Source organism: Sphingosinicella sp. YJ22, from assembly GCF_011320075.1.
In the GTDB taxonomy this organism is placed as follows: domain Bacteria; phylum Pseudomonadota; class Alphaproteobacteria; order Sphingomonadales; family Sphingomonadaceae; genus Allosphingosinicella.
In genome coordinates this window covers 1-23058 of record NZ_JAANPA010000010.1, presented here as the reverse complement: position 1 = coordinate 23058, position 23058 = coordinate 1, and the positions used below count along the sequence as shown (strand labels likewise).

General features: G+C 68.1%; 26 protein-coding genes and 2 tRNA genes. 15 read left to right on the top strand and 13 right to left on the bottom strand.

Features of this window, described 5'->3' with window-relative positions:
• The 7 genes from G7B71_RS05420 to plsY all read right to left on the bottom strand — a co-directional run bounded on the left by G7B71_RS05420 (window position 1) and on the right by plsY (window position 6221).
• Window positions 1–462, bottom strand: a complete 462-nt coding sequence (locus tag G7B71_RS05420) for an FKBP-type peptidyl-prolyl cis-trans isomerase (protein ID WP_166038663.1) — start codon at window positions 460–462, stop codon at window positions 1–3.
• A 5-nt stretch (window positions 463–467) separates the two neighbouring features.
• Window positions 468–2996: a type I DNA topoisomerase gene (topA, locus tag G7B71_RS05415; RefSeq protein WP_166038661.1), complete on the bottom strand. Its 2529-nt coding sequence runs from the start codon at window positions 2994–2996 to the stop codon at window positions 468–470.
• A 155-nt stretch (window positions 2997–3151) separates the two neighbouring features.
• Window positions 3152–3325 carry a YdcH family protein gene (locus G7B71_RS05410; RefSeq protein ID WP_166038659.1) on the bottom strand — a complete coding sequence of 58 codons (174 nt, stop codon included), beginning with the start codon at window positions 3323–3325 and terminating at the stop codon, window positions 3152–3154.
• A 91-nt stretch (window positions 3326–3416) separates the two neighbouring features.
• Entirely contained in the window at window positions 3417–3770 is a 354-nt protein-coding gene (locus tag G7B71_RS05405) for a hypothetical protein (protein ID WP_166038657.1), read from the bottom strand.
• Window positions 3771–3874: 104 nt separating this feature from the next.
• Window positions 3875–4528 (bottom strand): YciC family protein, encoded by a 654-nt coding sequence (locus G7B71_RS05400; protein WP_166038655.1) that lies wholly within the window; start codon window positions 4526–4528, stop codon window positions 3875–3877.
• Window positions 4528–5607: a DNA-processing protein DprA gene (dprA, locus tag G7B71_RS15630; protein WP_166038653.1), complete on the bottom strand. Its 1080-nt coding sequence runs from the start codon at window positions 5605–5607 to the stop codon at window positions 4528–4530. Before dprA ends, G7B71_RS05400 begins: the two co-directional genes overlap by 1 nt.
• Window positions 5608–5612: 5 nt before the next feature.
• On the bottom strand, window positions 5613–6221 hold the full coding sequence (plsY, locus tag G7B71_RS15625) for a glycerol-3-phosphate 1-O-acyltransferase PlsY (RefSeq protein WP_243406115.1): 609 nt from the start codon (window positions 6219–6221) through the stop codon (window positions 5613–5615).
• A gap of 166 nt (window positions 6222–6387) precedes the next feature.
• Here plsY and murI point away from each other — a divergent pair, with 166 nt between their 5' ends.
• From murI to rpsD, 7 genes are all read left to right on the top strand, one after another.
• The gene (gene murI, locus G7B71_RS05385) at window positions 6388–7179 is read left to right on the top strand and encodes a glutamate racemase (RefSeq protein WP_243406114.1); all 792 of its coding nucleotides are present in this window, start codon (window positions 6388–6390) and stop codon (window positions 7177–7179) included.
• Window positions 7180–7262: 83 nt separating this feature from the next.
• Window positions 7263–8477 carry a 5-aminolevulinate synthase gene (gene hemA, locus G7B71_RS05380; protein WP_166038649.1) on the top strand — a complete coding sequence of 405 codons (1215 nt, stop codon included), beginning with the start codon at window positions 7263–7265 and terminating at the stop codon, window positions 8475–8477.
• 77 nt (window positions 8478–8554) lie between these two features.
• Window positions 8555–9010 carry a ribose 5-phosphate isomerase B gene (rpiB, locus tag G7B71_RS05375; RefSeq protein WP_207774721.1) on the top strand — a complete coding sequence of 152 codons (456 nt, stop codon included), beginning with the start codon at window positions 8555–8557 and terminating at the stop codon, window positions 9008–9010.
• Window positions 9007–10341 (top strand): serine hydroxymethyltransferase, encoded by a 1335-nt coding sequence (locus G7B71_RS05370; RefSeq protein WP_166038645.1) that lies wholly within the window; start codon window positions 9007–9009, stop codon window positions 10339–10341. Before rpiB ends, G7B71_RS05370 begins: the two co-directional genes overlap by 4 nt.
• Entirely contained in the window at window positions 10342–10803 is a 462-nt protein-coding gene (gene nrdR, locus G7B71_RS05365) for a transcriptional regulator NrdR (RefSeq protein WP_166038643.1), read from the top strand. It abuts the gene before it with no gap.
• Between the two features lie 17 nt (window positions 10804–10820).
• Window positions 10821–11552, top strand: coding sequence for an RNA methyltransferase (locus tag G7B71_RS05360; protein WP_166038641.1), 732 nt, complete (start codon window positions 10821–10823; stop codon window positions 11550–11552).
• A gap of 145 nt (window positions 11553–11697) precedes the next feature.
• Window positions 11698–12312: a 30S ribosomal protein S4 gene (gene rpsD / locus G7B71_RS05355; RefSeq protein ID WP_166038639.1), complete on the top strand. Its 615-nt coding sequence runs from the start codon at window positions 11698–11700 to the stop codon at window positions 12310–12312.
• Window positions 12313–12375: 63 nt separating this feature from the next.
• Here the strand turns inward: rpsD and G7B71_RS15620 are convergent, their stop codons facing one another.
• Entirely contained in the window at window positions 12376–13542 is a 1167-nt protein-coding gene (locus G7B71_RS15620) for a S9 family peptidase (protein WP_243406113.1), read from the bottom strand.
• A gap of 1045 nt (window positions 13543–14587) precedes the next feature.
• Here G7B71_RS15620 and G7B71_RS05345 point away from each other — a divergent pair.
• Genes G7B71_RS05345 through aguB form a run of 3 tightly spaced genes read left to right on the top strand, consistent with a single transcriptional unit; the run spans window position 14588 to window position 18027 of the window.
• Window positions 14588–16192, top strand: coding sequence for a M28 family metallopeptidase (locus G7B71_RS05345; RefSeq protein WP_243406120.1), 1605 nt, complete (start codon window positions 14588–14590; stop codon window positions 16190–16192).
• Window positions 16189–17166, top strand: coding sequence for an agmatine deiminase family protein (locus G7B71_RS05340; RefSeq protein WP_166038635.1), 978 nt, complete (start codon window positions 16189–16191; stop codon window positions 17164–17166). The genes G7B71_RS05345 and G7B71_RS05340 overlap by 4 nt, the downstream gene beginning before the upstream one ends.
• Window positions 17167–17178: 12 nt before the next feature.
• Window positions 17179–18027: an N-carbamoylputrescine amidase gene (gene aguB, locus G7B71_RS05335; protein WP_166038633.1), complete on the top strand. Its 849-nt coding sequence runs from the start codon at window positions 17179–17181 to the stop codon at window positions 18025–18027.
• A gap of 1 nt (window position 18028) precedes the next feature.
• Here the strand turns inward: aguB and G7B71_RS15770 are convergent, their stop codons facing one another.
• Entirely contained in the window at window positions 18029–18160 is a 132-nt protein-coding gene (locus G7B71_RS15770) for a hypothetical protein (protein WP_279338392.1), read from the bottom strand.
• 46 nt (window positions 18161–18206) lie between these two features.
• Window positions 18207–18899: a uracil-DNA glycosylase gene (locus G7B71_RS05330; RefSeq protein WP_166038631.1), complete on the bottom strand. Its 693-nt coding sequence runs from the start codon at window positions 18897–18899 to the stop codon at window positions 18207–18209.
• A gap of 23 nt (window positions 18900–18922) precedes the next feature.
• Here G7B71_RS05330 and folK point away from each other — a divergent pair, with 23 nt between their 5' ends.
• The 3 genes from folK to G7B71_RS05315 all read left to right on the top strand — a co-directional run bounded on the left by folK (window position 18923) and on the right by G7B71_RS05315 (window position 19608).
• Entirely contained in the window at window positions 18923–19405 is a 483-nt protein-coding gene (gene folK, locus G7B71_RS05325) for a 2-amino-4-hydroxy-6-hydroxymethyldihydropteridine diphosphokinase (protein ID WP_166038629.1), read from the top strand.
• 39 nt (window positions 19406–19444) lie between these two features.
• A tRNA-Lys gene (locus G7B71_RS05320) sits at window positions 19445–19520 on the top strand.
• Between the two features lie 25 nt (window positions 19521–19545).
• A tRNA-OTHER gene (locus G7B71_RS05315) sits at window positions 19546–19608 on the top strand.
• An 87-nt stretch (window positions 19609–19695) separates the two neighbouring features.
• Here the strand turns inward: G7B71_RS05315 and G7B71_RS05310 are convergent.
• Window positions 19696–19911: a hypothetical protein gene (locus G7B71_RS05310; RefSeq protein WP_166038627.1), complete on the bottom strand. Its 216-nt coding sequence runs from the start codon at window positions 19909–19911 to the stop codon at window positions 19696–19698.
• 256 nt (window positions 19912–20167) lie between these two features.
• Between G7B71_RS05310 and G7B71_RS05305 the strand changes: the two genes are divergently transcribed.
• Both G7B71_RS05305 and G7B71_RS05300 read left to right on the top strand, forming a co-directional pair.
• A complete protein-coding gene (locus G7B71_RS05305; RefSeq protein ID WP_166038625.1) occupies window positions 20168–20887 on the top strand; it encodes a response regulator in 720 nt (239 codons plus the stop codon).
• A complete protein-coding gene (locus G7B71_RS05300) occupies window positions 20884–22254 on the top strand; it encodes an ATP-binding protein (RefSeq protein WP_166038623.1) in 1371 nt (456 codons plus the stop codon). The genes G7B71_RS05305 and G7B71_RS05300 overlap by 4 nt, the downstream gene beginning before the upstream one ends.
• Here G7B71_RS05300 and G7B71_RS05295 read toward each other — a convergent pair.
• Entirely contained in the window at window positions 22251–22487 is a 237-nt protein-coding gene (locus tag G7B71_RS05295) for a hypothetical protein (RefSeq protein WP_166038620.1), read from the bottom strand. The two genes, G7B71_RS05300 and G7B71_RS05295, sit on opposite strands and share 4 nt — an antisense overlap.
• Before the next feature lie 111 nt (window positions 22488–22598).
• A partial coding sequence (locus G7B71_RS15555; RefSeq protein WP_207774720.1) for an EF-hand domain-containing protein occupies window positions 22599–23058 on the bottom strand: 460 nt, incomplete at its 5' end.

Sequence of the window (23058 nt, the reverse complement as noted above, 5' to 3'; positions counted from 1 at the left end):
TCAGCCCTGGCCGCCGATTCCGATCAGGCCGATGGTGAAGTGGAGCGTCGAATTCGCCGGGATCGGACCCGCCTCGGAGGCTCCGTAGCCAAGCTCGGGCGGGATCACGAACTCGTAGATGTCGCCGACGCTCATCAGCGGCACGCCTTCGCGCCAGCCCGGGATGAGCGACGGCAGCGCCATCGTCACCGGCTCGCCGGCGCGGAACGAGCTGTCGAACTCGGTGCCGTCCATCAGCTTGCCGACATAGTGGATCGTCACCGTGTCGGTCTGGCTGGGCTTCGGGCCGGTGCCGGCGCCGCTGATTCGGCGATAGCGGATTCCGCTCGGCGTGGTCTGCCACTCGGTCGCGTTGGATTGCTGGGTAGAACCCAAGCTGTTTGCGGTCGACGCCGGGGGGGCCTCGTTCTGCTGCCCGCAAGCGGCGGTCGCCGCGAGGAGCGTGAGCAAAAGCAAGCGCATGTGGATCACTTCTTCTTTCCCTTCGCGGCGGCTTTCTTCGGCGCGGCCTTCTTGGCGGGCGCCTTGCGGCCCTTGCCTTTGGCCGGCCCCTTGGCGGCGCGCTCGTCGATCAGCTGGGCGGCTTCCTCCAGAGTCAGCTCCTCCGGCTTCACCGTCTTGGGCAGGGTCGCGTTGGTCGTGCCGTCAGTGACGTAGGGGCCGAAGCGGCCCTCCATCACCTTGAGCTCCGCCTCGGTGCGCGGGTGCGGGCCGAGAACCTTCAGCGCCTCGCGCGAGCCGCGGCCCCGGCCACCGCCGGCCGCAGCGTCGGCGAGCTTGGCGACGGCGGCGTTCATGCCGGTCTCGAACACCTCAGCGGTCGAGCCGAGCTTGGCGTATTCGCCGTCATGGGCGAGATAGGGCCCGTAGCGGCCGATGCTCGCGGTGATCGGCTTGCCACTCTCTGGGTGGGCGCCGACCTCACGCGGCAGCGACAGCAACTTCAGCGCCCAGCCGAGGTCAACGTCGGCGAGCGGCACGTCCTTCGGCACCGACGAGCGCTTGGCGTCCTTGGCGTCGCCGAGCTGGACGTAAGGACCGAAGCGACCCGTGCGCAGCGACACGTCGACGCCGCTGTCGTCCTGCCCGAGCAGCTGCGGGCCGGTATCCTCCGCGGCGCCCTCACCGCCCTGGGCGAAGCGGCGGGTGAACTGGCACTCGGGATAGTTGGAGCAGGCGACGAAGGCGCCGAAGCGCCCGCCGCGCAGCCCGAGCCGGCCCTCGCCGCAGGCCGGGCACAGGCGCGGATCAGTACCGTCGGCCTTGTCCGGGAACAGGAAGGGCGCGAGGAACTCGTCGAGCGCCGCGGTGATGTCGGAGGGCTTCTGCTCCATCACCTCGGCGGTCTTCGGCTTGAAGTCGCGCCAGAATTCCTCGAGCACCGCCTGCCAGTTCATCCGGCCGCCGGAAATGTCGTCGAGCTCGTCCTCGAGATGGGCGGTGAAATCGTAGCTCACATAGCGCTCGAAGAAGCGTTCGAGGAAGGCGGTGAGAAGCCGGCCGCTCTCTTCCGGGTGAAGGCGGTTCTTCTCGGCGCGGACGTAGGAACGGTCCTTCAGAGTCTGCAGGGTCGCGGCGTAGGTGGACGGCCTGCCGATGCCGAGCTCTTCCATCTTCTTGACCAGGCTCGCTTCCGAGTAGCGCGGCGGCGGCTGGGTGAAATGCTGCTCGGCATGGACCCGGCGTTTGTCTGGCGTGTCGCCCTGCTGAAGCTTGGGCAGCCGGCGCTCGTCCTCGGCCGCCTCGTCGTCGCGGCCTTCCTCGTAGAGGCCGAGGAAGCCGGGGAAGAGCACGACCTGGCCGGTGGCGCGAAGCGCATGCTTGCCGCTCTCGTCGGTCAGCTCGACGGTGGTGCGCTCGAGCCGCGCCGACTCCATCTGGCTCGCCAGCGCGCGTTTCCACACGAGCTCGTACAGCCGGCCCTGATCGCCGGAGCCAACATGGTCGCGCTCGAAATCGGTCGGCCGGATCGCCTCGTGCGCTTCCTGCGCGTTCTTGGCCTTGGTCTCGTATACCCTCGGCTTGCTCGGCACATTGTGCGGGCCGAAGCGGCGCTCGATCGCGGCGCGGGCGTCGCGGATCGCCTCCGGCGCCATCTGCACGCCATCGGTTCGCATGTAGGTGATCGCGCCGCTCTCATAGAGATCCTGCGCCACCCGCATCGTGTGGCTGGCCGAGAAGCCGAGCTTGCGCGCCGCTTCCTGCTGCAACGTCGAGGTGGTGAACGGCGCGGGCGGATTGCGGGTGAACGGCTTGGTCTCGACCGAGGCGACGGTGAAGCGCCCCGCCTCGACCGCGGCCTTGGCGCGCATCGCCGTGCCTTCGTCGCCGATCGTCAGGCGATCGATCTTGTCGCCGTCGAAGCGGACGAGGCGGGCGAGGAACTCGGTCCCCTCCTGTGCCAGAGTCGCGGTGACGCTCCAATATTCCTGCGGCTTGAAGATTTCGATCTCGCGCTCGCGGTCGACGATCAGGCGCAAGGTCACCGACTGGACCCGGCCGGCCGACTTGGCGCCAGGAAGCTTGCGCCACAGCACCGGCGAGAGCGTGAAGCCGACGAGATAGTCGAGCGCCCGGCGGGCGCGGTAGGCGTCGATCAGATCCTCGTCGAGCTGGCGCGGCTTCTCCATCGCCTGGGTGACCGCCGACTTGGTGATGGCGTTGAACGTCACCCGCTCGACCTGCTTGGGCAATATGCGGCGGTTCCTCAGGATCTCCTGCACGTGCCAGCTGATCGCCTCGCCTTCGCGGTCGGGGTCGGTCGCGAGGATCAGGGTGTCGGCCTTCTTGGCCTCGTCGGAGATGGCGCGGACCTGCTTGGTCTTGTCCGCATAGGTCTCCCACTGCATGGCGAAGCCGGAGTCCGGATCGACCGAGCCGTCCTTGGGCGGCAGGTCGCGGACGTGGCCGTAGGAGGCGAGCACCCGGTAGCCGGGGCCGAGATATTTCTCGATGGTCTTCGCTTTGGCGGGCGATTCAACGACGACAAGCTTCATATGGAGCGGCAATCCCTCACGTGTACGCGCATAGGGTGGTGAGGCCCTGCGAGGCGCGTCAAGGCGCGATTGTCGCGGCGGTCAAGCGTTCGACGTCACTTCGTTGATGAAAGGCCGGCGCCCGGAGAGGACGGGCGCCGGCCATGACCGCCAGATCAGGCGGTCACTTCCCTACGCATCAGCGCGGTGAGCCGGTCCTTCACGGCCAGCTTCATCTTCTTGAGCCGCAACAGCCGAAGCGAGTCGGGCAGGCGGCGCCGCGCCTCCTTGCGGATCGCCTCGTCGAGGCTGCTGTGAATGCGGGTCAGGCGATAGGTGGATGCAGACATGGAAAACTCCAGCATCATGGGTTCGCCGAAGCGCGAGGCTCGGCGGTGACCATCGTTCGATCGTGCGATGATGCCGCCGAAGCGGCCGAACTCAGGCGGCTGGAGGCGCCCGGGCCCGGTAGAGAACGTGCGGAGCGAGCGCTGCGGCGTTTGCAGCCGCCGGCACGGTCGCCGCCGCGGGGCGAACCGACGCGAGCTCGGTAACCACCTGGGGAGCGGGTGGAACAAGCGCGAGCTTGGCATCGTCGGGATTTTCGTCGCTTGCCCGGCTGGGGGCGCGAAGGCCCGCGGCCGCCCGGATGACCTCGCCATTGCCGAGCCGGGCCGAAGCGGGATCGGGCTGGAGCTGTGCGCCCGGGCCGGAAAGCCCGAGCAGAAGGCCGAACAGGAGCGTGAGGACCGTCACCGGTCCCTGCTTCCCCTTCGTCTCAACTCGCTCAGACACGCTCTCGCTCCTGACAAGGGATCAGTTAGGGTCCTGCCAGCGCCGTAACAATGGGTGCGCCGAGGATTTACGACGAGACGCGTCGACCGCCGGGTCTAAGCCGGTCAGGCGAACACCTCCGCCAAGCGCCCGCCCGGGCGGCTGGTCAGCAAATGCACTGCGGTCGCCGCGTACCAGACGGCAATCGTCGCCGCGTTGACGACGATGTTGATCAGCAGCGCCGGGACGACACCGAATGGCTCGTCGCCGACGAAAAAAACTGACCACAGGAGTATAATGGACGGGAGGAAAAGAAGTCCGAATACCGGGAGCAGCGGCCAGAAATGGTCCTCCGTCCGCTGCCAGCTGAAATCCATCGCGTCGCGGACCGTGAGATCTTCCTCGACCAGCGCCGGCACGCTCGCGGCGAGCCGAATGCTCAGAATGACCCCCGGGATCACCAACAGGAGAAGACCGATCGAGACGCCGATCGAGACGATCAGGCTGAGAATGAAGAAGCGGCCGAACAGGCTTCCGGGTGCGGGTGGGCGGCCCGCCGCCTTCAATGCGTGGCGGGTAAGCCAATATTGGGCGGCGATCGCGATGATAGACTCCGCGACGATCGCCATGCCCGCGGCGTCGGCGCCGCCAAGCAAAGCGTCCGCAACCGTTCCCAACGCGACGAGCGGCAAGCAGAAAGCAAGGATGGGAACGACACCATCCCGCATCAGCTCGGCAGTTCTAGCGAAGATGATCGAGGCGGTAAGAACTTTCCCCATCACGCGAGGCTCACCCGGCCGCCGGCGTGGCGCTCGAGACGGCCGGCGAGCTCCAGCTCGAGCAGCACGGTCTGGACCGTCGCGGGCGCAAGGCCGCTCTGGCGGACCAGTTCGTCGACCGGAACGGGCACCGGGCCGAGCAGGTCGGTGACCCCACGGCGCTCGGCTTCCTCGGCGTCGGCCGGCGCCGGTTGAACCCCGAAGTCGCGGCCGGGCTGGGCGATCGGACCGAGATGCAAGGGTCGCAACGCCTCGAGCACGTCGTCGGCGCTCTGCACCAGGGTGGCGCCCTCGCGGATGAGCAGGTTGCAGCCTTGAGCGCGCGGGTCGAGCGGCGAGCCGGGGACGGCCATCACCTCGCGGCCGAACTCGGTGGCGCAGCGGGCGGTGATCAATGAGCCGGACTTGGGCGCCGCCTCGACGACGATGGTGCCGTGGGCGAGGCCGGCGATGATTCGGTTGCGATAGGGGAAGTGGCGGGCGCGCGGCTCGGTGCCGGGCGGCTGCTCGGCGACCAGCAGGCCCTGCTCGGCGACCGCGGCCTGGCGGGCCTCGTTCTCGGGCGGATAGACGACGTCGATTCCGCCGGCGATGACCCCGACCGTGCCGGTGGCGAGGGCGCCGTCATGGGCGGCGCTGTCGATGCCGCGGGCGAGGCCCGAGATGACCACGACGCCGGCCTCGCCCAGCGCCTGGGCGAGCATCCGGGCGAAGCGGCACGCCGCGGCGGACGCGTTGCGGGCGCCGACCATGGCGGCGGCCTGGCGTTCGAACAAATGGCGGTGGCCCCTGACGATCAGGGCCGGCGGCGCGGTCTCGAGCTCGGCGAGCAAAGCCGGATAGCCGGGCGTCCCGAGGAAGATGTAGTCGGCGCCGAGGCGGGCGACTTCCTCCATCTCGCGCTCGACCTGCGCCTTGGACGCGAGGCGCGGCGCTCGGCCGCCGCCGCGGGCCGCGAGATCGGGGATGGCGGCGAGCGCGGCGTCGGCCGAGCCGAAGCGGGCGAGCAGCTGGAAATAGGTGACCGGGCCGATATTGTCGGAGCGGATCAGCCGCAGGCGGGCGATCTGGTCCGCCACGCCGCTCACTCCTTGCGGCCCACCTTGGGTTCGGTGCCGGCGATCAATCGGCGGATATTCTCGCGGTGCTTCCAGACGACGAGCAAGGCGACCGCGGCGAACAGCAAGGTCAGGCGCGGCGCGCCGAGCCACCAGGCGGTGATCGGGGCGCTCAGCGCCGCGGCGAGGCCGCCGACCGACGAGATGCGGACCAGCGCCAGCCCCAGCAGCCAGACCGCCGCGGCGACGGCGCCGATCGGCCAGGCGAGCGCGAAGGCGATTCCGAGGAAGGTCGCGACGCCCTTGCCGCCCTTGAAGCCGAGCCAAACCGGATAGATGTGGCCGATCAGCGCGGCGCCGGCGGCGAGCGGCTCGAGCAGCTCCTTGTCGACGGGGACGCAGCAGCGCACGATGAGCACCGCGGCGACGCCCTTGCCGGCGTCGAGCAGCAGGGTCGCCGCGGCGATGCCCTTGTGGCCGGTGCGAAGCACGTTGGTCGCGCCGATATTGCCCGAGCCGATCGACCGAACGTCGCCGAGGCCCGCGGCGCGGGTCAGCAGCAGGCCGAACGGGATCGAGCCGAGCAGATAGCTCAGCACGACGACGAGCGCGGGAAGGATCAAGTCGGAAGTCAAAGGATTGCCCCCACGGCGCCCTGACTAACCAACCTGTCATTCCCGCGAAAGCCGGAATCCAGCTGCCTTCAGGGGTGTCAGCGTAAAGAAGCTGGTTCCCCGCTTTCGCGGGGATGACAATAACGCGGGGATGACAATAAGGGGTTCGTGCGGCTACCCGACCCGCGTGAAACGCCCCCTCCTCATCTTCGATTCCGGCGTGGGCGGCCTGTCGGTCGTCGGCGCGGTGCGCAAGCTGCTGCCGACCGCGCCGATCGTCTATGCCGCCGACAGCGCCTTCTACCCCTATGGCACCAAGGACCCGCACGAGATCGACGCGCGCGTGCCGGCCCTGCTCGGCCGGCTCGCCGAGCGCTACGATCCCGAGCTGATCGTCATCGCCTGCAACACCGCCTCGACGATCGCGCTCGACACGGTGCGCGCCGCGCTTGACCTCACCATCGTCGGCACGGTCCCGGCGATCAAGCCGGCGGCCGCGATCTCGAAAAGCCGGGTGATCGGCGTGCTGGGCACCGCCGCGACGGTCGTGCAGCCCTATGTCGACCGGCTCGCCGCCGACTTCGCCGCCGACTGCACGATCCTGCGCCACGGCTCCCATCGCCTGGTCGAGCTCGCCGAGGCGCAGCTTCGCGGAGAGGAGAATCCTCTCGACGAATATCGCGCCATCCTCGGCGGCCTGCTGACCCAGCCGGGCGGTGCGGAGATGGACACGGTGGTGCTCGCCTGCACCCATTTTCCGCTGGTCGAGGCGCAGCTCGCCGCCGCCGCGCCGCGTCCCCTCAATTTCGTCGACGGCAAGGAAGGCATCGCCCGCCGCGTCGCCTGGTGGACCCGCGACATCGACTGGCCGGACGCGCCTGGCGACGATCTTGCCGTCTTCACCGGCCGCGACTTCGACCCCGCCCCGCTCGCCCCTGCCCTCGCCCGCTTCGGGTTCACCCGGATCGCGACACTCTGAGCAGAGTTGAGAATCGTTCTCACTCGCCTTAGGGGGCCATTTTCCGCTAAACATGCTCGCGAAGCGCAGGGAACAGCTCAGCCTTGGACTATCAACGCATCTTTGCGGACGCGATCGACCGCCTGCACGAGGAGGGTCGCTACCGCGTCTTCATCGACATCCTCAGGAACAAGGGCGCCTTCCCCAACGCGCGCTGCTTCGCCGGCCATAACGGCCCGAAGCCGATCACCGTGTGGTGCTCGAACGACTATCTCGCCATGGGCCAGCACCCCAAGGTGATCGCCGCGATGGAAGAGGCGCTTCACGACGTCGGCGCCGGCTCCGGCGGCACCCGCAACATCTCCGGCAACAGCCATTATCATATCCAGCTGGAAGCCGAGCTGGCCGACCTCCACGGCAAGGAAGCGGCGCTTCTGTTCACGTCGGGCTACGTCTCGAACGAGGCGACCCTGTCGACGCTCGCCAAGCTGCTCCCCGGCTGCATCGTCTTCTCCGACTCGCTCAACCACGCGTCGATGATCGCCGGCATCAAGAATTCGGGCTGCGAGAAGCAGGTCTTCCGCCACAACGATCTCGAGCATCTCGAGGAGCTGCTGGCGGCGGCGCCGGAGGACTCGCCAAAGCTGATCGCGTTCGAGAGCGTCTATTCGATGGACGGCGACGTCGCTCCGATCGCCGCGATCTGCGATCTTGCCGACAAGTATCGCGCGCTCACCTATCTCGACGAGGTCCACGCGGTCGGCATGTACGGCGCGCACGGCGGCGGCATTTCCGAGCGCGACCAGGTCGCGCACCGAGTCGACATCATCGAGGGCACGCTGGCCAAGGCGATCGGAGTGATGGGTGGCTATATCGCGGCCGGCAAGAACGTCATCGACGTGATCCGCAGCTACGCGCCGGGCTTCATCTTCACGACGTCCTTGTCGCCGGTGCTGGTGGCGGGCGCGCTCGCCAGCGTCAGGCATCTCAAGGAGTCGAGCAGCGAGCGCGAGGGGCAGCAGGCGTCCGCGGCGTTGCTCAAGCGGCTGTTCGCCGAGGCGGGCCTCCCGGTCATGCCGTCGGAGACCCACATCGTGCCGCTGATGGTCGGCGATCCGGTGAAGGCGAAGCGGATCAGCGACATCCTGCTCGCCGAATACGGCGTCTATGTGCAGCCGATCAATTATCCGACCGTTCCACGCGGCACCGAGCGGCTGCGCTTCACCCCCGGTCCCGCCCATGACGAAGCGATGATGCGCGAGCTCACCACCGCGCTCGTCGAGATCTGGGACCGGCTGGAGATGCGCCAGGCGGCCTAAATCACGCAATCTGCGGTGGCGCGAGGCGGCGCCGGGCCCTAGATGTGGGGCAATCCCAATCGCCAGAGAGTCGCGTCGTGTCCCGCATCGCCATCGCTTCCGATCACGCCGCTTTCGAGCTGAAATCGACGCTTGCCGACCATCTGCGCGGCCAGGGGCATGAGGTTATCGACCTCGGTCCGCCTTCGACCGATTCCGTCGATTATCCGCTTTACGGATACAAGCTCGCCGAAGCGATCGCCTCGGGCGCCGCGGACAAGGGCGTGGCTTTGTGCGGGTCGGGCATCGGCATCTCGATCGCGATCAACCGCAACCCGGCCTGCCGCTGCGCATTGGTCAGCGAGCCGCTGTCGGCCAGCCTCGCGCGCCAGCATAACGACGCCAACGTCCTCGCGATGGGCGGGCGCCTGATCGGAGCGGAGATGGCCAAGGCCTGCCTCGACGCTTTCCTCGACACCCCCTTCCTCGGCGACCGCCATCAGCGGCGAGTCGACCAGCTGTCCAACCCCGTTTCCGCCAAGGAACCTGCATGAGCACTGAGACCAGCACCCTGACCCGACCGGCGGAGACGAGCGAGAGCATCCGCAGCGAAGGCTTCTTCAGCGACGATTTGCGCGCCGTCGACAAGGCGGTGGCCGACGCGGTGGGGTCCGAGCTCGACCGCCAGCAGAACCAGATCGAGCTGATCGCGTCGGAGAACATCGTTTCAAAAGCGGTGCTCGAGGCGCAGGGCTCGGTCCTCACCAACAAATATGCCGAGGGCTATCCGGGCCGCCGCTATTATCAGGGCTGCGCGCCGTCCGACGCGGTCGAGACCCTGGCGATCGAGCGGGCCAAGCAGCTGTTCGGCTGCGGCTTCGCCAACGTGCAGCCGCATTCGGGCGCCCAGGCCAACGGCGCGGTGATGCTGGCGCTGACCAAGCCTGGCGACACCATCCTCGGAATGAGCCTCGACGCCGGCGGCCACCTCACCCACGGCGCCAAGCCAGCGATGAGCGGCAAATGGTTCAACGCAATCCAGTACGGTGTTCGGCCGGACGACCATCTCATCGATTTCGACCAGGTCGAAGCGCTCGCCCGCGAGCACAAGCCGACCCTGATCATCGCCGGCGGATCGGCCTATCCGCGCCACATCGATTTCGCCCGCTTCCGCGCCATCGCCGACGAGGTCGGAGCGATCTTCATGTGCGACATGGCGCATTTCGCCGGCCTCGTCGCCGCGGGCGAGCACCCCTCCCCGTTCGGCCACGCCCATGTCGTCACCACAACCACGCACAAGACCCTGCGCGGCCCGCGCGGCGGCATGGTGCTGACCGATGACGAGGCGATCGCCAAGAAGATCAACTCCGCGGTGTTCCCAGGCCTTCAGGGCGGCCCGCTGATGCACGTCATCGCAGCCAAGGCGGTCGCCTTCGGCGAGGCGCTGCAGCCGGAGTTCAAGACCTACGCCAAGGCGGTGATCGAGAATGCCAAGGCGCTCGCCGGCCGCCTCAAGGAGCGCGGCGCCGATCTCGTCGCGGGCGGCACCGACACGCACCTCGCGCTGGTCGACCTTCGCCCGCTCGGGATCACCGGCAAGGACGCCGACGAGGCGCTCGAGCGCGCCGGAATCACCTGCAACAAGAACGGCGTCCCGTTCGACCCGCTGCCGCCGGTCAAGACCAGCGGAATCCGCGTCGGCTCCCCGGCCGGCACGACCCGCGGCTTCGGCGTGCAGGAATTCCGCGACATCGCCGACATGATCGCCGACGTGCTCGACGGCCTCAAGGCGAATGGCGAGGAGGGCAATTCGGCGGTCGAGCGCGAGGTCAACCAGCGCGTCCGGGCCCTGTGCGCCCGCTTCCCGATCTACGCGGAGAAGTAATTGCGCTGTCCGTTCTGCAGCCACGAAGACAGCCAGGTTAAGGACAGCCGGCCGACCGAGGACGGCTCGGCTATCCGCCGCCGGCGCCAGTGTGAGGATTGCGGGGCCCGCTTCACCACCTTCGAGCGGGCGCAGCTTCGCGAGCTGACCGTGGCCAAGTCAGGCAACCGCCGCGAGCCGTTCGACCGCGCCAAGCTCGAGCGCTCGCTCGCCATCGCCTGCCGCAAGCGGCCGGTCCCGCCCGAGCGGATCGAACGGCTGGTCAGCTCGATCCAGCGCCAGCTGGAGACGACCGGCGACAGCGAGATCACGTCCGAGATGATCGGCGAACTGGTGATGGACGGCCTCAAGGCGCTGGATCCAGTCGCCTATATCCGCTTCGCCTCGGTCTATAAGGACTTCCGCGAAGCCCGCGATTTCGAGGCATTTGCCGGCTCCGTCGGCGAGTTGGGGCGGGAGTGAGCGCCACCTCCTCTCCAATGCCCGCCATCGTTCTCGTCCGGCCGCAGCTCGGCGAGAATATCGGCAAGGCGGCGCGGGCGATGCTCAATTTCGGGGTGAGCGACCTGCGCTTGGTCAATCCGCGCGATGGCTGGCCCAACCCGGCGGCGGGACCGGCCGCGTCCGGCGCTGACGTCGTGCTCGCGAAGGCGAAGGTGTTCGACACGGTCGCCGAGGCGGTCGCCGATTGCCCCAACGTGTTCGCGACGACGGTGCGCAAGCGCGGGCTGGTCATCCCGGTGGCGACGCCGGAGGAAGCGGCGCGGCAGATTCGCGCGACCGGCGAGCGCTCGGCGATCCTGTTCGGGGCCGAACGATCGGGCCTCGAGACCGAGGAGGTCGCGATCGCGGGAACGATCATCACCGTGCCGGTCAATCCGGACTTCCGTTCGCTCAATCTCGCCCAGGCGGTGATCCTCGTCGCTTACGAATGGTCCAAGCATGTCGACCTCGCCATCCCGACCGAGAGCGAGGAGTTCGAGCCGCGGGCGCCGCACGAGCATCTCGAAGGGCTGATCGGGCAGATCGAGGAGGATCTCGATGCCTCCGGCTATTTCTGGCCGCCCGACCGGACTCCGGCGACGAAGAACACGATCCGGACGATCCTCACCAAGCCCGGCTGGTCGACACGCGAGATCCAGGCGCTGCGCGGAATGATCCGGACCCTGGTCCATCCGCGCGAGCGCGGGCGCCGGTCACGCGAACCTTGACTTTGACGGCGGCGGCGGCCATGTGCCCGCCTTCGCAATTGGCCCCGCACCCCTGGTGAAGCGGTGGCCGCGCTGGACTGTACGGTCCGGCGGTGCGAATCCAGGGACTTTCGCCCCTCGGGGCCACAGCAGATTGGATCAGAAAATGTCGAAGCGCTCTAGCGCCAAGTACAAGCTCGACCGCCGCATGGGCGAAAACGTCTTCGGTCGCCCGAAGAGCCCGGTCAACAAGCGCGAATATGGTCCCGGCCAGCACGGCCAGCGCCGCAAGGGCAAGGTCTCCGACTTCGGCCTGCAGCTGCGCGCCAAGCAGAAGCTGAAGGGCTATTACGGCGACGTCACCGAGAAGCAGTTCAAGCGCGCTTACTCCGACGCTTCCAAGATGAAGGGCGACACCGGCCAGAACCTGATCGGCCTGATGGAGCGCCGCCTCGACGCCGTCGTCTACCGCGCCAAGTTCGCCCCGACCATCTGGGCCGCGCGCCAGATCGTCAACCACGGCCACATCCGGGTCAACGGCAAGAAGCTCAACATCGCCTCGGCCAAGGTCAATGTCGGCGACGTGATCGAGCTCGGCCCGAAGGCGCAGGAGATGGCGCTGGTGCTCGAGGCGCAGAGCCTCGCCGAGCGCGACATTCCCGACTACCTGTCGCAGGACGGCACGTCGAAGGTCACCTTCACCCGCGTGCCGACCCTCGACGAAGTGCCCTATCCGGTCCGCATGGAGCCGAACCTCGTCGTCGAGTTCTACTCGCGCTAAACGGGTTCCACATCCGGACCTTCGAAAAGGCCCCGGCGGTTCGCTCCGCCGGGGCCTTTTTCATTACAGGCCGAGCGACTGCCTGAGAAAGGCGTCGGCGCGGCGCAGCATGTCGGAACGCGCCGAGCTGTCGTCGATCTGGTGATCGAGGCCGGGATAGGCGATGAGCTCCGACCGCCGGCCGGCGGCGCGCAGGCGCTGGTCCATTTCCCGCGCCTGGGCGATGCCGACATTGCGGTCGAGATCGCCATGGAACATCAGCACCGGCGACCGGATGGCGGCGGCGTTCTGAAGCGGCGAGCCCTCGCGGATGTGCGGGCCGCTGCCGAAGAAGTCGCGGACGTTGGCGGCATTGCTGAAGCCGCGCCATTCGTTGCGCGCCATGTCGAGATCGGTGACCGGCGCGATCGCGACGACCGCCTTGAACAGGCTTGGATCGACGACGTTGGACTGGAGCGCGGCATAGCCGCCATAGGACCAGCCGACGATGGCGAGCTTGGCCGGATCGGCGATTCCTTCGGACGCGAGCCAGCGGCCGGCATCGTTGATGTCGCCGATCGCGGTGCGCCACGATACGAAGCCGTTGCGCTGGAACCAGGCCTCGCCATAGCCGGCCGAGCCGCGGAAATTGGGCTGAAGCACGGCATAGCCGCGGTTGGCGAAATATTGCGCGAGCCAGTCGAAACCCCATTCGTCGCGCGACGACGGGCCGCCATGGGGCATGACGATCGCGGGCAGGCCGCGCCCGCTACTGCCCGGCGGCAAAGTCAGGTAGGCGGGGATTTGCGTTCCGTCGGCGGCGCGATAGGTGATCGGCCGCACCTCGGCGAGGGTGACGTTCTCGAGCTCCGGCCGCGCCAGCATGATCTCGTTGAGCTGTCGTGTGCCCTTGTCATAGATGTAGTAGCGGCCAGGATCGATGTCGCTTCCCGCCCAGATGAGCAGTCGCTGCTCGTCCTCCGACGCGTCGACGAACTGGATGAGCGGCAGGTTCGGAAGGGCCCGGTGGAACCGGTCGGCGAGGGCCCGCAGCTCCGGATCGAAATAGATGACCTGGCGCCGTTCGGTTGCAAAGCTTGCGCCGACCACGCGGTTGCGCCGGCCAATCCGAATCAACCCATCGACGTCGACATGGTCGTGGCTGGCCACCTCGCGCTGCATCGAGCCGTCGAGCTTTACTCGGAACAGGGCGGTGCGGCCATTGTGGGGTCCGAAAGGCGTAGGCAGCATTGAGCCCGGGATCGACCGCGACTGGGAGAAACCCGCTCTCCTCACGCTCGTCATATGCGCCGAAATCATGCCATTCGCGGGAATCGGCGGGACGATATTGATAATTGACGACGGGCGAGTCCTGGCCGGTCGAGCCGCGCGTGCCGCGCGTCGCGATGATGCGAACCGTCCCGCGACCGTCCGCGATATAGCGAACCGCATCGCGCCGCGGCGCCTCGGCGATCGTGAAGCGGTTGGTTCGGGTGTCCATCCTGACGACGCCGAAGCCTTCCTGGCGCCGTTCCAGCCGGGTTGCCTGGCGCTGTTCCGGAATGAACGAATGGGACATCAACATCGCGCCGTCGGTCCCCGGAAGCCAGTCGATCACGTTCCCGGTGAAGGTTCGGACGTAGCGCTGGTAGAAGGAATCCGATTCCCCCAGGACCACGAGGTTCGAGCCGTCTGCGTCCAGCGCGACGAGCCGCGACACCGGGACCAGCAGACCGTTGTAGCTCCCCACCCCCCAGACTGTGCAGACCAGCCGTTGGTTGGACACGAACTCGCAGCCCCCCAGGCGCTGATCGCTGCCGTCAGCGGCGGTGACCCGCCTCGGCTCCGTTCCGGCGGCGAGATCAACCGTATAGAGGATCGCGCCCTGGCCGACGCTCGGCTCGACGAACGCGATGCGCCGGCCATCCGGCGACAAGGCGATCGACTGCACGCTCTCGCGCGCTCCGAACGCGGCGGCCGGGTCAAAATTCGGTGCAGGAGCCGGGGATTGCGCTTGCGCCTGTCCCGCCGTGCCCCCCGATACTTGCGGTATAGCAATGGCAATCGCAGCGGCTGCTGCGTGCAGCATCAACTTCATCGTTCCCCCCTGCACTTTTACTTATGTTATAGGCTCAAGGTGGCCGAGACTCCGCCTTAAGGCAAAAGCGGCGGCAATCTTGCGGTGCCGGTCCGGGGCTGGCATGAGCCGCGGCGTCTCCTCCCCTCGCGAAGGTTCCTCGAGATGCGCCAACTCCTCCTTCCCCTGCTCGCTCTTGCCGCGGCCGGTTGCACGACCATGGCCGATGGCGGTTCCAACGGCGCCGCCGCGGCGCCGCAGATCAACCTCGCGACGCTTCAGCGCGTGACCCAAGAGCTGTCGTCCGACGAATTCCAGGGCCGAGCGCCCGCTACCCCCGGCGAGGAGCTGACCGTCGCCGCTTTGATCCGCGAGTTCCAGCGCGCCGGCCTCCAGCCGGGCAACAACGGCAGCTGGACCCAGGACGTGCCGCTGGTCGAGATCGGCGCGACCAACAATCCCGGGCTCACCGTTACCGGCGGCGCCCAGCCGATGACCTTCAATTACCGCACCGACATGGTCGCCGCCTCCTATCGCGCGCAGCCTCGGGTCGCGTTCGACAACAGCGACATCGTCTTCGTCGGCTACGGCATCAACGCGCCCGAGCGCGGCTGGAACGACTATGAAGGCGTCGACGTGCGCGGGAAGACGGTGATCATCCTGGTCAACGATCCCGATTGGCAGTCGCAGACCACCACGGGCACCTTCAACGGCCGGGCGATGACCTATTACGGCCGCTGGACCTACAAATATGAGGAAGCGGCGCGCCAGGGCGCCGCAGCGGCGCTGATCGTCCACGACACCGCGCCGGCCTCCTATGGCTGGATGACGGTCGAGAACAGCTGGACCGGCCCGCAGCTCTACATGGACGACGGCCGCGGCGGCGCCGACCAGACCGCCGCAAACGGCTGGCTGACCAACGAGGCGGCGCGGCGCCTGCTGTCCGCGGCCGGCCATGACCTCGACGCCCTCACCCGCCGCGCCCAGCAGCCGGGCTTCCGCGCGGTGCCGCTGAACCTGCGCGCGTCGATGACGATCGAGAATTCGATCCGCCGCCAAGCCTCCAAGAACGTGATCGGAATCCTTCCCGGTCGGACCCGGCCGGACGAACATGTCCTCTACACCGCCCACTGGGACCATCTCGGCATCTGCACCGAGAGCGGCGAGGACCGCATCTGCAACGGCGCGGTCGACAATGCATCGGGCACCGCGGCCTTGGTCGCGCTCGCCGAGGCGCATGTCCGCGCCGGCGCGCCCGAGCGCAGCCTCGTCTTCCTCGCGGTGACCGCCGAGGAATCGGGCCTGCTCGGCTCGGCTTATTATGCCGCCAACCCGGTTTTCCCCCTCGCGCGCACGGTCGGCGGAATCAACATCGACGGCCTGCAGCTCGCCGGTGTCAGCCGCGACTTCATCGCGATCGGCGCCGGCAAGTCGGAGCTCGACCAATATCTCCAGCGCGCCATCGGCCCGCGCAACTTGACGCTGGTGCCGGAGCCGTCGCCGGAAGCGGGCTATTATTACCGCTCCGACCATTTCAGCCTCGCCAAGCAGGGCGTGCCGATGCTCTATGCCGAAGGCGGCGAGAACCTCGTCAACGGCGGACCGGCGGCCGGCGCGGCATGGGCGGCCGACTATCGCGCCAACCGCTATCACGGCATCAACGACGAATATGATCCCAATTGGGATTGGTCGGGCGCCGTGCGCGACCTCGAAATCTATTTCGACATCGCCAATGCGCTGGCCAACACGACCGCCTGGCCGAACTGGCTGGAAGGCGACGAATTCCGCGCCATCCGCGACCGCACCGCGAGCGAGCGCCGGTGACGTTTCGCCAGCCTCCCGAATGGGCGCCGCACAAGGCGGTGTGGATCGGTTTTCCGAGCCATGCCGACTTGTGGGAGGATGATCTTGAGCCCGCCCGCGCCGAGGTCGCCGCCTTCGCGCTCGCGGTCCATGCCGAGGGCCGCGGCGAGGAGGTGAGGCTGGTCGCCGCCGATCCGGACAGCGCCCGCGCCGCCGCCGTCCGAGCGCCGTTCGCGACGATCGTCGAGGAGGCGTTCGGCGACATCTGGCTGCGCGACACCGGGCCGCTGCTGGTCAGCGACGGCAGCCGGGCCGCCGCCCGAAGCTTCCGCTTCAACGGCTGGGGCGGAAAATATGAGCTGGAGGGCGACGACACGGTCGGCCTCAGGCTGGCGAGCACGATCGACATGGACGCCGACCGTCTCGACTGGATCCTCGAGGGCGGCGCGATCGACGTCGACGGCACCGGCCTCGCGGTCACCACCGAGCAATGCCTGCTCAATCCCAACCGCAATCCCGGCATGAGCCGCGAGGAGATCGAGGCGCGCCTTAAGTCGGACCTCGGCATCGAGCGCGTGCTGTGGCTCGGCGAAGGTCTGCTCAACGACCATACCGACGGCCATGTCGACAATCTCGCCCGCTTCGTGGCGGAAGGCGTGCTCGCCCTCCCCGTCCCGGACGGCGACGACGATCCCAATGCCGCAGTCTATCGCGACGCCCGCGCCCGCGCCGAGGCGTTCGGCCTCAGGATCGCCGACATCCCCTCCCCCGGCCGAGTGCTGAGGGATGGCGAGATCATCCCGGCTTCCTACATGAACTTCTACATCGGCAACGCCGCGGTGGTGGTGCCGCTCTACGGCGCGGCCAATGACGAGGCCGCCGTGGCTGCAGTACAGGCGCTGTTCCCCGACCGGCGGACGATCGGCTTTCGCGCCGATCACATTCTGACCGGCGGCGGCAGCTTCCACTGCATCAGCCAGCAAGTGCCGGCCTAGGAGTTTTTCGACGTGTCCGAGATCAACGTTGCCGCGCTTCAGCTCGCCTTCACCGACGACGTCGAGGAGAATATCCGCGCCGTCTCCGAGCTGGTGCGCGAGGCCGCGGGCAAGGGCGCCAAGCTGATCCTGCCGCCCGAGCTGTTCGAGGGCCATTATTTCTGCCGCACCCAGGACGAGGGCCATTTTGCTCGCGCCCTGCCGGTCGGGGAGCACCCCGCCGTCCTCGCCATGCAGAAGCTCGCCGAGGAGCTGAACGTCTATATCCCGACCAGCTTCTTCGAAGCCGAGGGCCATCACCATTACAACAGCCTGGCGATGATCGACGATCGCGGCGCGGTGATGGGCGTCTATCGCAAGAGCCACATCCCCGACGGTCCCGGCTATTCTGAGAAATTCTACTTCCGGCCCGGCAACACCGGCTTCAAGACCTTCAAGACCGCCTATGGTCGCGTCGGCCCGGCGGTCTGCTGGGACCAATGGTATCCCGAGACGGCGCGCGCGCTGATGCTCGATGGCGCCGAGATCCTGCTGTTCCCGACTGCGATCGGCACCGAGCCCCACGACCCCGACCTCGACACCAGCCGGCTGTGGCGGCGGGCGATGATCGGCCATGCCGTGTCCAACGTCGTGCCGGTGGTCGCCGCCAACCGCATCGGCACCGAGCACGGGCAGCGCTTCTATGGCCATAGCTTCATCTGCGACGAGCGCGGCGACATTCTGGCGGAGTTCGGCGCGACGGAGACCGGCGTGATCACCGCGACACTCGACCTCGCGGCCGCCAAGCGCCACCGCGCTGCTTTCGGTTTCTTCCGTGACCGGCGGCCAGAGCTTTACGGCCGCCTCGCTCAGGACCTCTAGGTCAGAGCATCGGATCCACGACCGTGATGAGTCCGTGGAAGAAGCCCAGGGTGCCGAGCATGAACAGGACGCCGCGGGCCGGGGAGACCGGCTGCGGATCGCGCGGGGCGACGGGCTGGGTGCGTCTGTTCATGGGACCGGCCTAGGCCGGGTGCGACGAAGCTGCGAGTGTTATGCTGCTAACACAGCGGATCGGGCGACGAATGGGCATCGCGCAGATCGAGCGCGCGCGCGAACACCGCCTCGAACATCTCCCGGGTGAGCCGCCCGGTGTTCTGATTGTAGCGCGAACAGTGGTAGCTATCGATCAGGATGCGGCCGTCGGGCAGGCGGTGTTCGGCGAGATGCCCGAACGGATGGGCCGACAGCTTGCCGCCCGAGGTACGCACCGCCGAGCCGTGAGCGATCTGGCCGAGCGCGACCACCACCCGAACCGTCGGGAGCTGCGCCAGCGCCGCTTCGTAGAAGGGCCGGCAGGTGGCGATCTCCTGAGGCGTCGGCTTGTTCTGCGGGGGCAGGCATTTGACCGTGTTGAGGATGATCAGGCCGTTGAGCCTCAGGCCGTCGTCGGCACGCTCCGTGTATCGCCCCTCCGCGAATCCGAATTTTCCCAGCGTCTCGAACAGCAGGTGGCCGGCATGGTCGCCGGTGAACGGTCGGCCGGTTCGGTTGGCGCCCCACATGCCCGGCGCAAGCCCGGCGATGGCGACCCACGCTTGCGGATCGCCGAAATGCGGCACCGGCGCGTTCCACCAATCGGGATGTTCCAGCCTCAGCGCCTCGCGGAACGCCGCCAGCCGCGGGCACAGCGGGCAGTCGCGCGGCGGCTCGACATGCGGGAGCGGGCTGGCAGGCGGCGTGACAGCAAGCATGGCGAGCGTCTAGGCGGCGGATCATGGCCACGACAAGCTACGCCATCGCTTTGGGATCGAACCGCCGGCACGTCCGCCATGGCGGACCCGAGGGCGTGGTGCGCGCGGCGGTCGCGGCGCTCGGCGAACTGGGCGAGGTGGAGGGCGTCTCCGCCATCCACCGCACTCCGGCGCTCGGCCCCGCCGGCCGCAGCTTCGCCAATGCAGCGCTGCTGCTCGCCAGCGAGCTTCCGCCGCTCGAGCTGCTCGCGGCGATCAAGCGCATCGAGCGCCGCTTCGGCCGCCGCCCTGGCCGCCGCTGGGGCCCGCGCGTGCTCGACCTCGACATCATCCTGTGGTCGCAAGGCGCCTTCCGCGCCCCGCGGCTCGCCATTCCCCATCCGGAAATGGCCCGGCGCGACTTCGTGCTTCGCCCGCTCGCCGAGATCGCCGCCGAATGGCGCGATCCCTTGAGCGGCCGCAGCGTTCGCCAGCTCGCCGCCTTGCGCACGCGCAACCGCAGTTGACCGGACAAGCGCCCGCACGTAGGGCCGAACCCCGCCAAGGGGCCCTTAGCTCAGTCGGTAGAGCAACTGACTTTTAATCAGTAGGTCGCTGGTTCGAATCCAGCAGGGCTCACCATTTCACCTTCGCGAAGCGAACCAGCGAGTCCTTGGCGGCCAAATCGCCAAGTCGATTTGGCGTGGTTCGAATCCAGCAGGGCTCACCAGCCTTCGCCAAGGCTCCGGCTGACAAGCCGGAATTTGGCGAGGCTGCCCGCGATAGCCTTGGCGAAGGCGGGCCATACACCCGCGCCTCAGGCGACGGGGAAGACGCTCTGCGAGATCGCGAACAGGATGAGGGCGGCGGCCAGGGTCAGCGACAGGGCGGTCATCGTCCAGCCGGCGGCGACGAGAACCCGCTCCTCGCCGGCGCGAAGCTCGTTGTTCTTGCCGAGCCGGAAGATCAGGAAGCCGGCAAAGGTCCCGTAGAGGAAGACCAGAAAAGGCAGATAGTCGGACACGTCGCTCACCTTCGGCGTCTCGTTGGACGGGCCGTTCCCCGCGAACGGTCCGATCAGGCCAGGTTGTGGCGCCGCGACTGGATTGCCCCGACCCCCACGCTCGGACCGCCGCATGCGACGATCCCCTTCCCCGAGCCCCTTATCCCGCGTTTACCTTACTACAAGCTTGCAGGAGTTGAAAAAAATACGAGCAGGCCGGTCCTTGCGACAAACTGCGACGTTCGCGTGATTTGACCGACACAGGTGTCACGCTAGGGAAGCTGCCATGGCCGACGAAGCCCATATCCTGCTGGTCGACGACGAACGCGACATCCGCGAGCCGCTCGCCGCCTATCTCGCCCGCAACGGCTACCGGGTCAGCAAGGCGGAGAATGCCGCGGCGGCGCGCACCCTGCTCAACGCCAAGGACGTCGATCTCGTCCTCCTCGACATCATGATGCCCGGCGAGGATGGCCTGTCGCTGACCGGCTTCATTCGCGCGACGGTCAACGTGCCGATCATCCTGCTGACCGCCAAGGCGGAGGAGACCGACCGAATCGTCGGCCTCGAGATCGGCGCCGACGACTATGTCACCAAGCCATTCAGCCCGCGCGAGCTGCTTGCCCGAATCAAGGCGGTGATGCGCCGCGCCGGCGAGGGCCCGACCAAGGTGCGCGCGCCCGAGGTCGACAGCTACGCCTTCGGACCCTGGGTGCTGAAGACCGGCGAGCGCGAGCTGGTCGACGGCGAGGGCGTCGCCATTCCCCTGTCGACCGGCGAGTACAATTTGCTCCATGCCTTCGTCACCCATCCGCGCCGGGTGCTGAGCCGCGAGCAGTTGCTCGACTTCAGCCAGGGCCGCGAGCTCGCCGCGTTCGAGCGAAGCATCGACAACCACATCTCGCGGCTCAGGAAAAAGATCGAGGAGAACGCCTCCGATCCCAAGCTGATCAAGACGGTGTGGGGTGGCGGCTACATGCTGGCGGCCGAGGTGACTCGACTGTGAGCCGGCTTTCGCGGCTGATGCCGCGCAGCCTGATCGGGCAGATCGCGCTGGTCATGGCGCTGGTGCTGCTGCTGCTCCAGGCGCTCAACTTCGCCAACGTCAACAACGAGCGTGCGCGGTTCAACCAGGCCCAGCTCGAGGGGCCGGTGATCACCCGCTTCGTCGCCGGCGTCACGCGGATGTCGGAACGCAACTGGAATCGCACCGGGATCAACCGCCGCGGCCGGATCGCCATCGCCGACGAGAGCCAGGTCGCGGCCGAAGCGAGCGATCCTGAGCTCGCCAACCGGCTGCGCGAGACTGCAGCCGCCAACGGCCTGCAGGTTCGCGACTCGCGCGCCGCCATCTCGGACACGCTGCCGCCGGCGCCGCCGTTTCGCTCCGATGGCACGCCGCGCACGGCGAGATCGGAGCGCGAGCGCGCCGAGCGCTTCCGATCGCTGCTACTGTCGGTCCAGCTGCCCGACGGCCGCTGGGTCAACGGCCAGATGCAGATCCTTCGGCCCAATCCCTGGCCGCTGATCCGCCTCGCCGGGGGCACCCTGCTTCTCTATCTCGTGCTGCTCGCCGCCCTGATCCTGGTGCTGACCCGGCTGATCCGGCCGCTCCGCGACCTCACCCGCGCGGCGCAGCTCTACAAGGGCCACGGTACCCCGCCCCAGGTCGAGGTGCGCGGTCCATCCGACATCCGCCGGGCGATCGAGGCGTTCAATGCGATGGGAGCGAGGGTCGGCAGCCTGATCGTCGAGAAGGACCGCATGCTCGGTGCGATCGGCCACGACCTGCGCACTCCGCTCGCGTCGATGCGGATTCGCGCCGAGAGCATGGACCCGGTCGACGAGCGCGAGCGGATGATCGCGACGATCGAGGAGATGACTCTGCTGCTCGATGACACGCTCGATCTCGCCCGTTCCGGCCAGTCGAAGGAGCCGGCGCGGGCGATCGACGTGTCGGCGCTGGTCGACGCGGTGGTCGAGGAGCTGCGCGAGCTCGGCCAGCCGGTGACGTTCAGTAATGGCACGCGAGTCGTCGCGTCGCTGCGGCCCAACCTCATCCGCCGGGCGGTGCGCAACCTCGCCGACAATGCCGTCAAATATGCCGGCTCGGCCGAGGTCTCGGTCGGCGCGCGCGACGACCAGGTCGTGATCGAGATCCGCGACCGCGGCGCAGGCATTCCCGAGGATCAGCTGACGAGCGTTCGGGAACCGTTCGTGCGGCTCGAGCAGTCGCGCAGCCGGGAGACCGGCGGCTCAGGGCTCGGCCTCACCCTCGCCCGCGCGGCAGCTTTGGTCCATGGCGGCGAGCTGGAGCTGAGCAACTGCGCCGACGGCGGCCTCAGCGCCCGAATCGTGCTGTCGCGGGGCTAGCCGCGGCGCTCGCCGACGGCGGGGAAGGCGCGGACCTTGCGGGTGCCGGACCACAATTCGAGCGGGCGGCCGCCAATGAAGTCCTCGGCGCGGAGCACGGCCTCGCCATCGTCGGCCGCGTCGATCTCCTCGAAGCCGACGAACCGCCCTTCCGGGGCGCTCAGCACATAGAGCCGGTAATAAGCCACGAATCCCCCTGCGATGCCGGCGCGGACGATGGCATGGCGACACACACAAAGCCTTAAACTGCATCAACGCTCGCGCGGTACCATGCGCCTGATCTCAAATGGAAAAAGGGCGGCGCCATTGCTGGCCCCGCCCTCCATTCCCGCTCAGGAAAGTGCCTAGTTGCGCGGCGCCGCGCGGGGGCTCTGACGCTCGGCGCGGAGGCGCTGGCGCGCTTCCTGGCGCTCGGCCGCGGTGATCGTGCCGTCACGGTTGGCGTCGAGCCGCTCGAAGCGCTGCAGCGCCTGGGCTCGGAACTCCTCGCGGGTGACGACGCCGTCAGCGCCGAACATGCGGCCGGCGCGCGCCTGCATGCCGCCCATGCGGTGCATGCCGCGACGGCCGCCGCGCATGGCGCGGCCTTCGCGCCGCTCGCCGCGCATCGCCTGGCGCTGACCGAACTCCTCGCGCGAGAGCTGGCCGTCGCGATTGGTATCGAGGCGGTCGAAACGCTGACCCTGGCGCTCGGCGCGCCGCGCCTGGCGAACCTGGCGCGCCTCGTCGGCGGTGACGCGGCCGTCGCGATTGGCGTCGAGGCGGGCGAAGAGAGCGGGAGAGCACACGTCCGTACTGCAGTCA

What these genes read in the sequence shown, in the direction of transcription:
- G7B71_RS05420 (WP_166038663.1), bottom strand. Translation starts at nt 462, where the DNA reads ATGCGCTTGCTTTTGCTCACGCTCCTCGCGGCGACCGCCGCTTGCGGG.
- topA (WP_166038661.1), bottom strand. Translation starts at nt 2,996, where the DNA reads ATGAAGCTTGTCGTCGTTGAATCGCCCGCCAAAGCGAAGACCATCGAG.
- G7B71_RS05410 (WP_166038659.1), bottom strand. Translation starts at nt 3,325, where the DNA reads ATGTCTGCATCCACCTATCGCCTGACCCGCATTCACAGCAGCCTCGAC.
- G7B71_RS05400 (WP_166038655.1), bottom strand. Translation starts at nt 4,528, where the DNA reads ATGGGGAAAGTTCTTACCGCCTCGATCATCTTCGCTAGAACTGCCGAG.
- G7B71_RS05370 (WP_166038645.1), top strand. Translation starts at nt 9,007, where the DNA reads ATGAGCACTGAGACCAGCACCCTGACCCGACCGGCGGAGACGAGCGAG.
- G7B71_RS05360 (WP_166038641.1), top strand. Translation starts at nt 10,821, where the DNA reads ATGCCCGCCATCGTTCTCGTCCGGCCGCAGCTCGGCGAGAATATCGGC.
- rpsD (WP_166038639.1), top strand. Translation starts at nt 11,698, where the DNA reads ATGTCGAAGCGCTCTAGCGCCAAGTACAAGCTCGACCGCCGCATGGGC.
- G7B71_RS15620 (WP_243406113.1), bottom strand. Translation starts at nt 13,542, where the DNA reads ATGCTGCCTACGCCTTTCGGACCCCACAATGGCCGCACCGCCCTGTTC.
- G7B71_RS05345 (WP_243406120.1), top strand. Translation starts at nt 14,588, where the DNA reads ATGGCCGATGGCGGTTCCAACGGCGCCGCCGCGGCGCCGCAGATCAAC.
- G7B71_RS15770 (WP_279338392.1), bottom strand. Translation starts at nt 18,160, where the DNA reads ATGAACAGACGCACCCAGCCCGTCGCCCCGCGCGATCCGCAGCCGGTC.
- G7B71_RS05330 (WP_166038631.1), bottom strand. Translation starts at nt 18,899, where the DNA reads ATGCTTGCTGTCACGCCGCCTGCCAGCCCGCTCCCGCATGTCGAGCCG.
- folK (WP_166038629.1), top strand. Translation starts at nt 18,923, where the DNA reads ATGGCCACGACAAGCTACGCCATCGCTTTGGGATCGAACCGCCGGCAC.
- G7B71_RS05305 (WP_166038625.1), top strand. Translation starts at nt 20,168, where the DNA reads ATGGCCGACGAAGCCCATATCCTGCTGGTCGACGACGAACGCGACATC.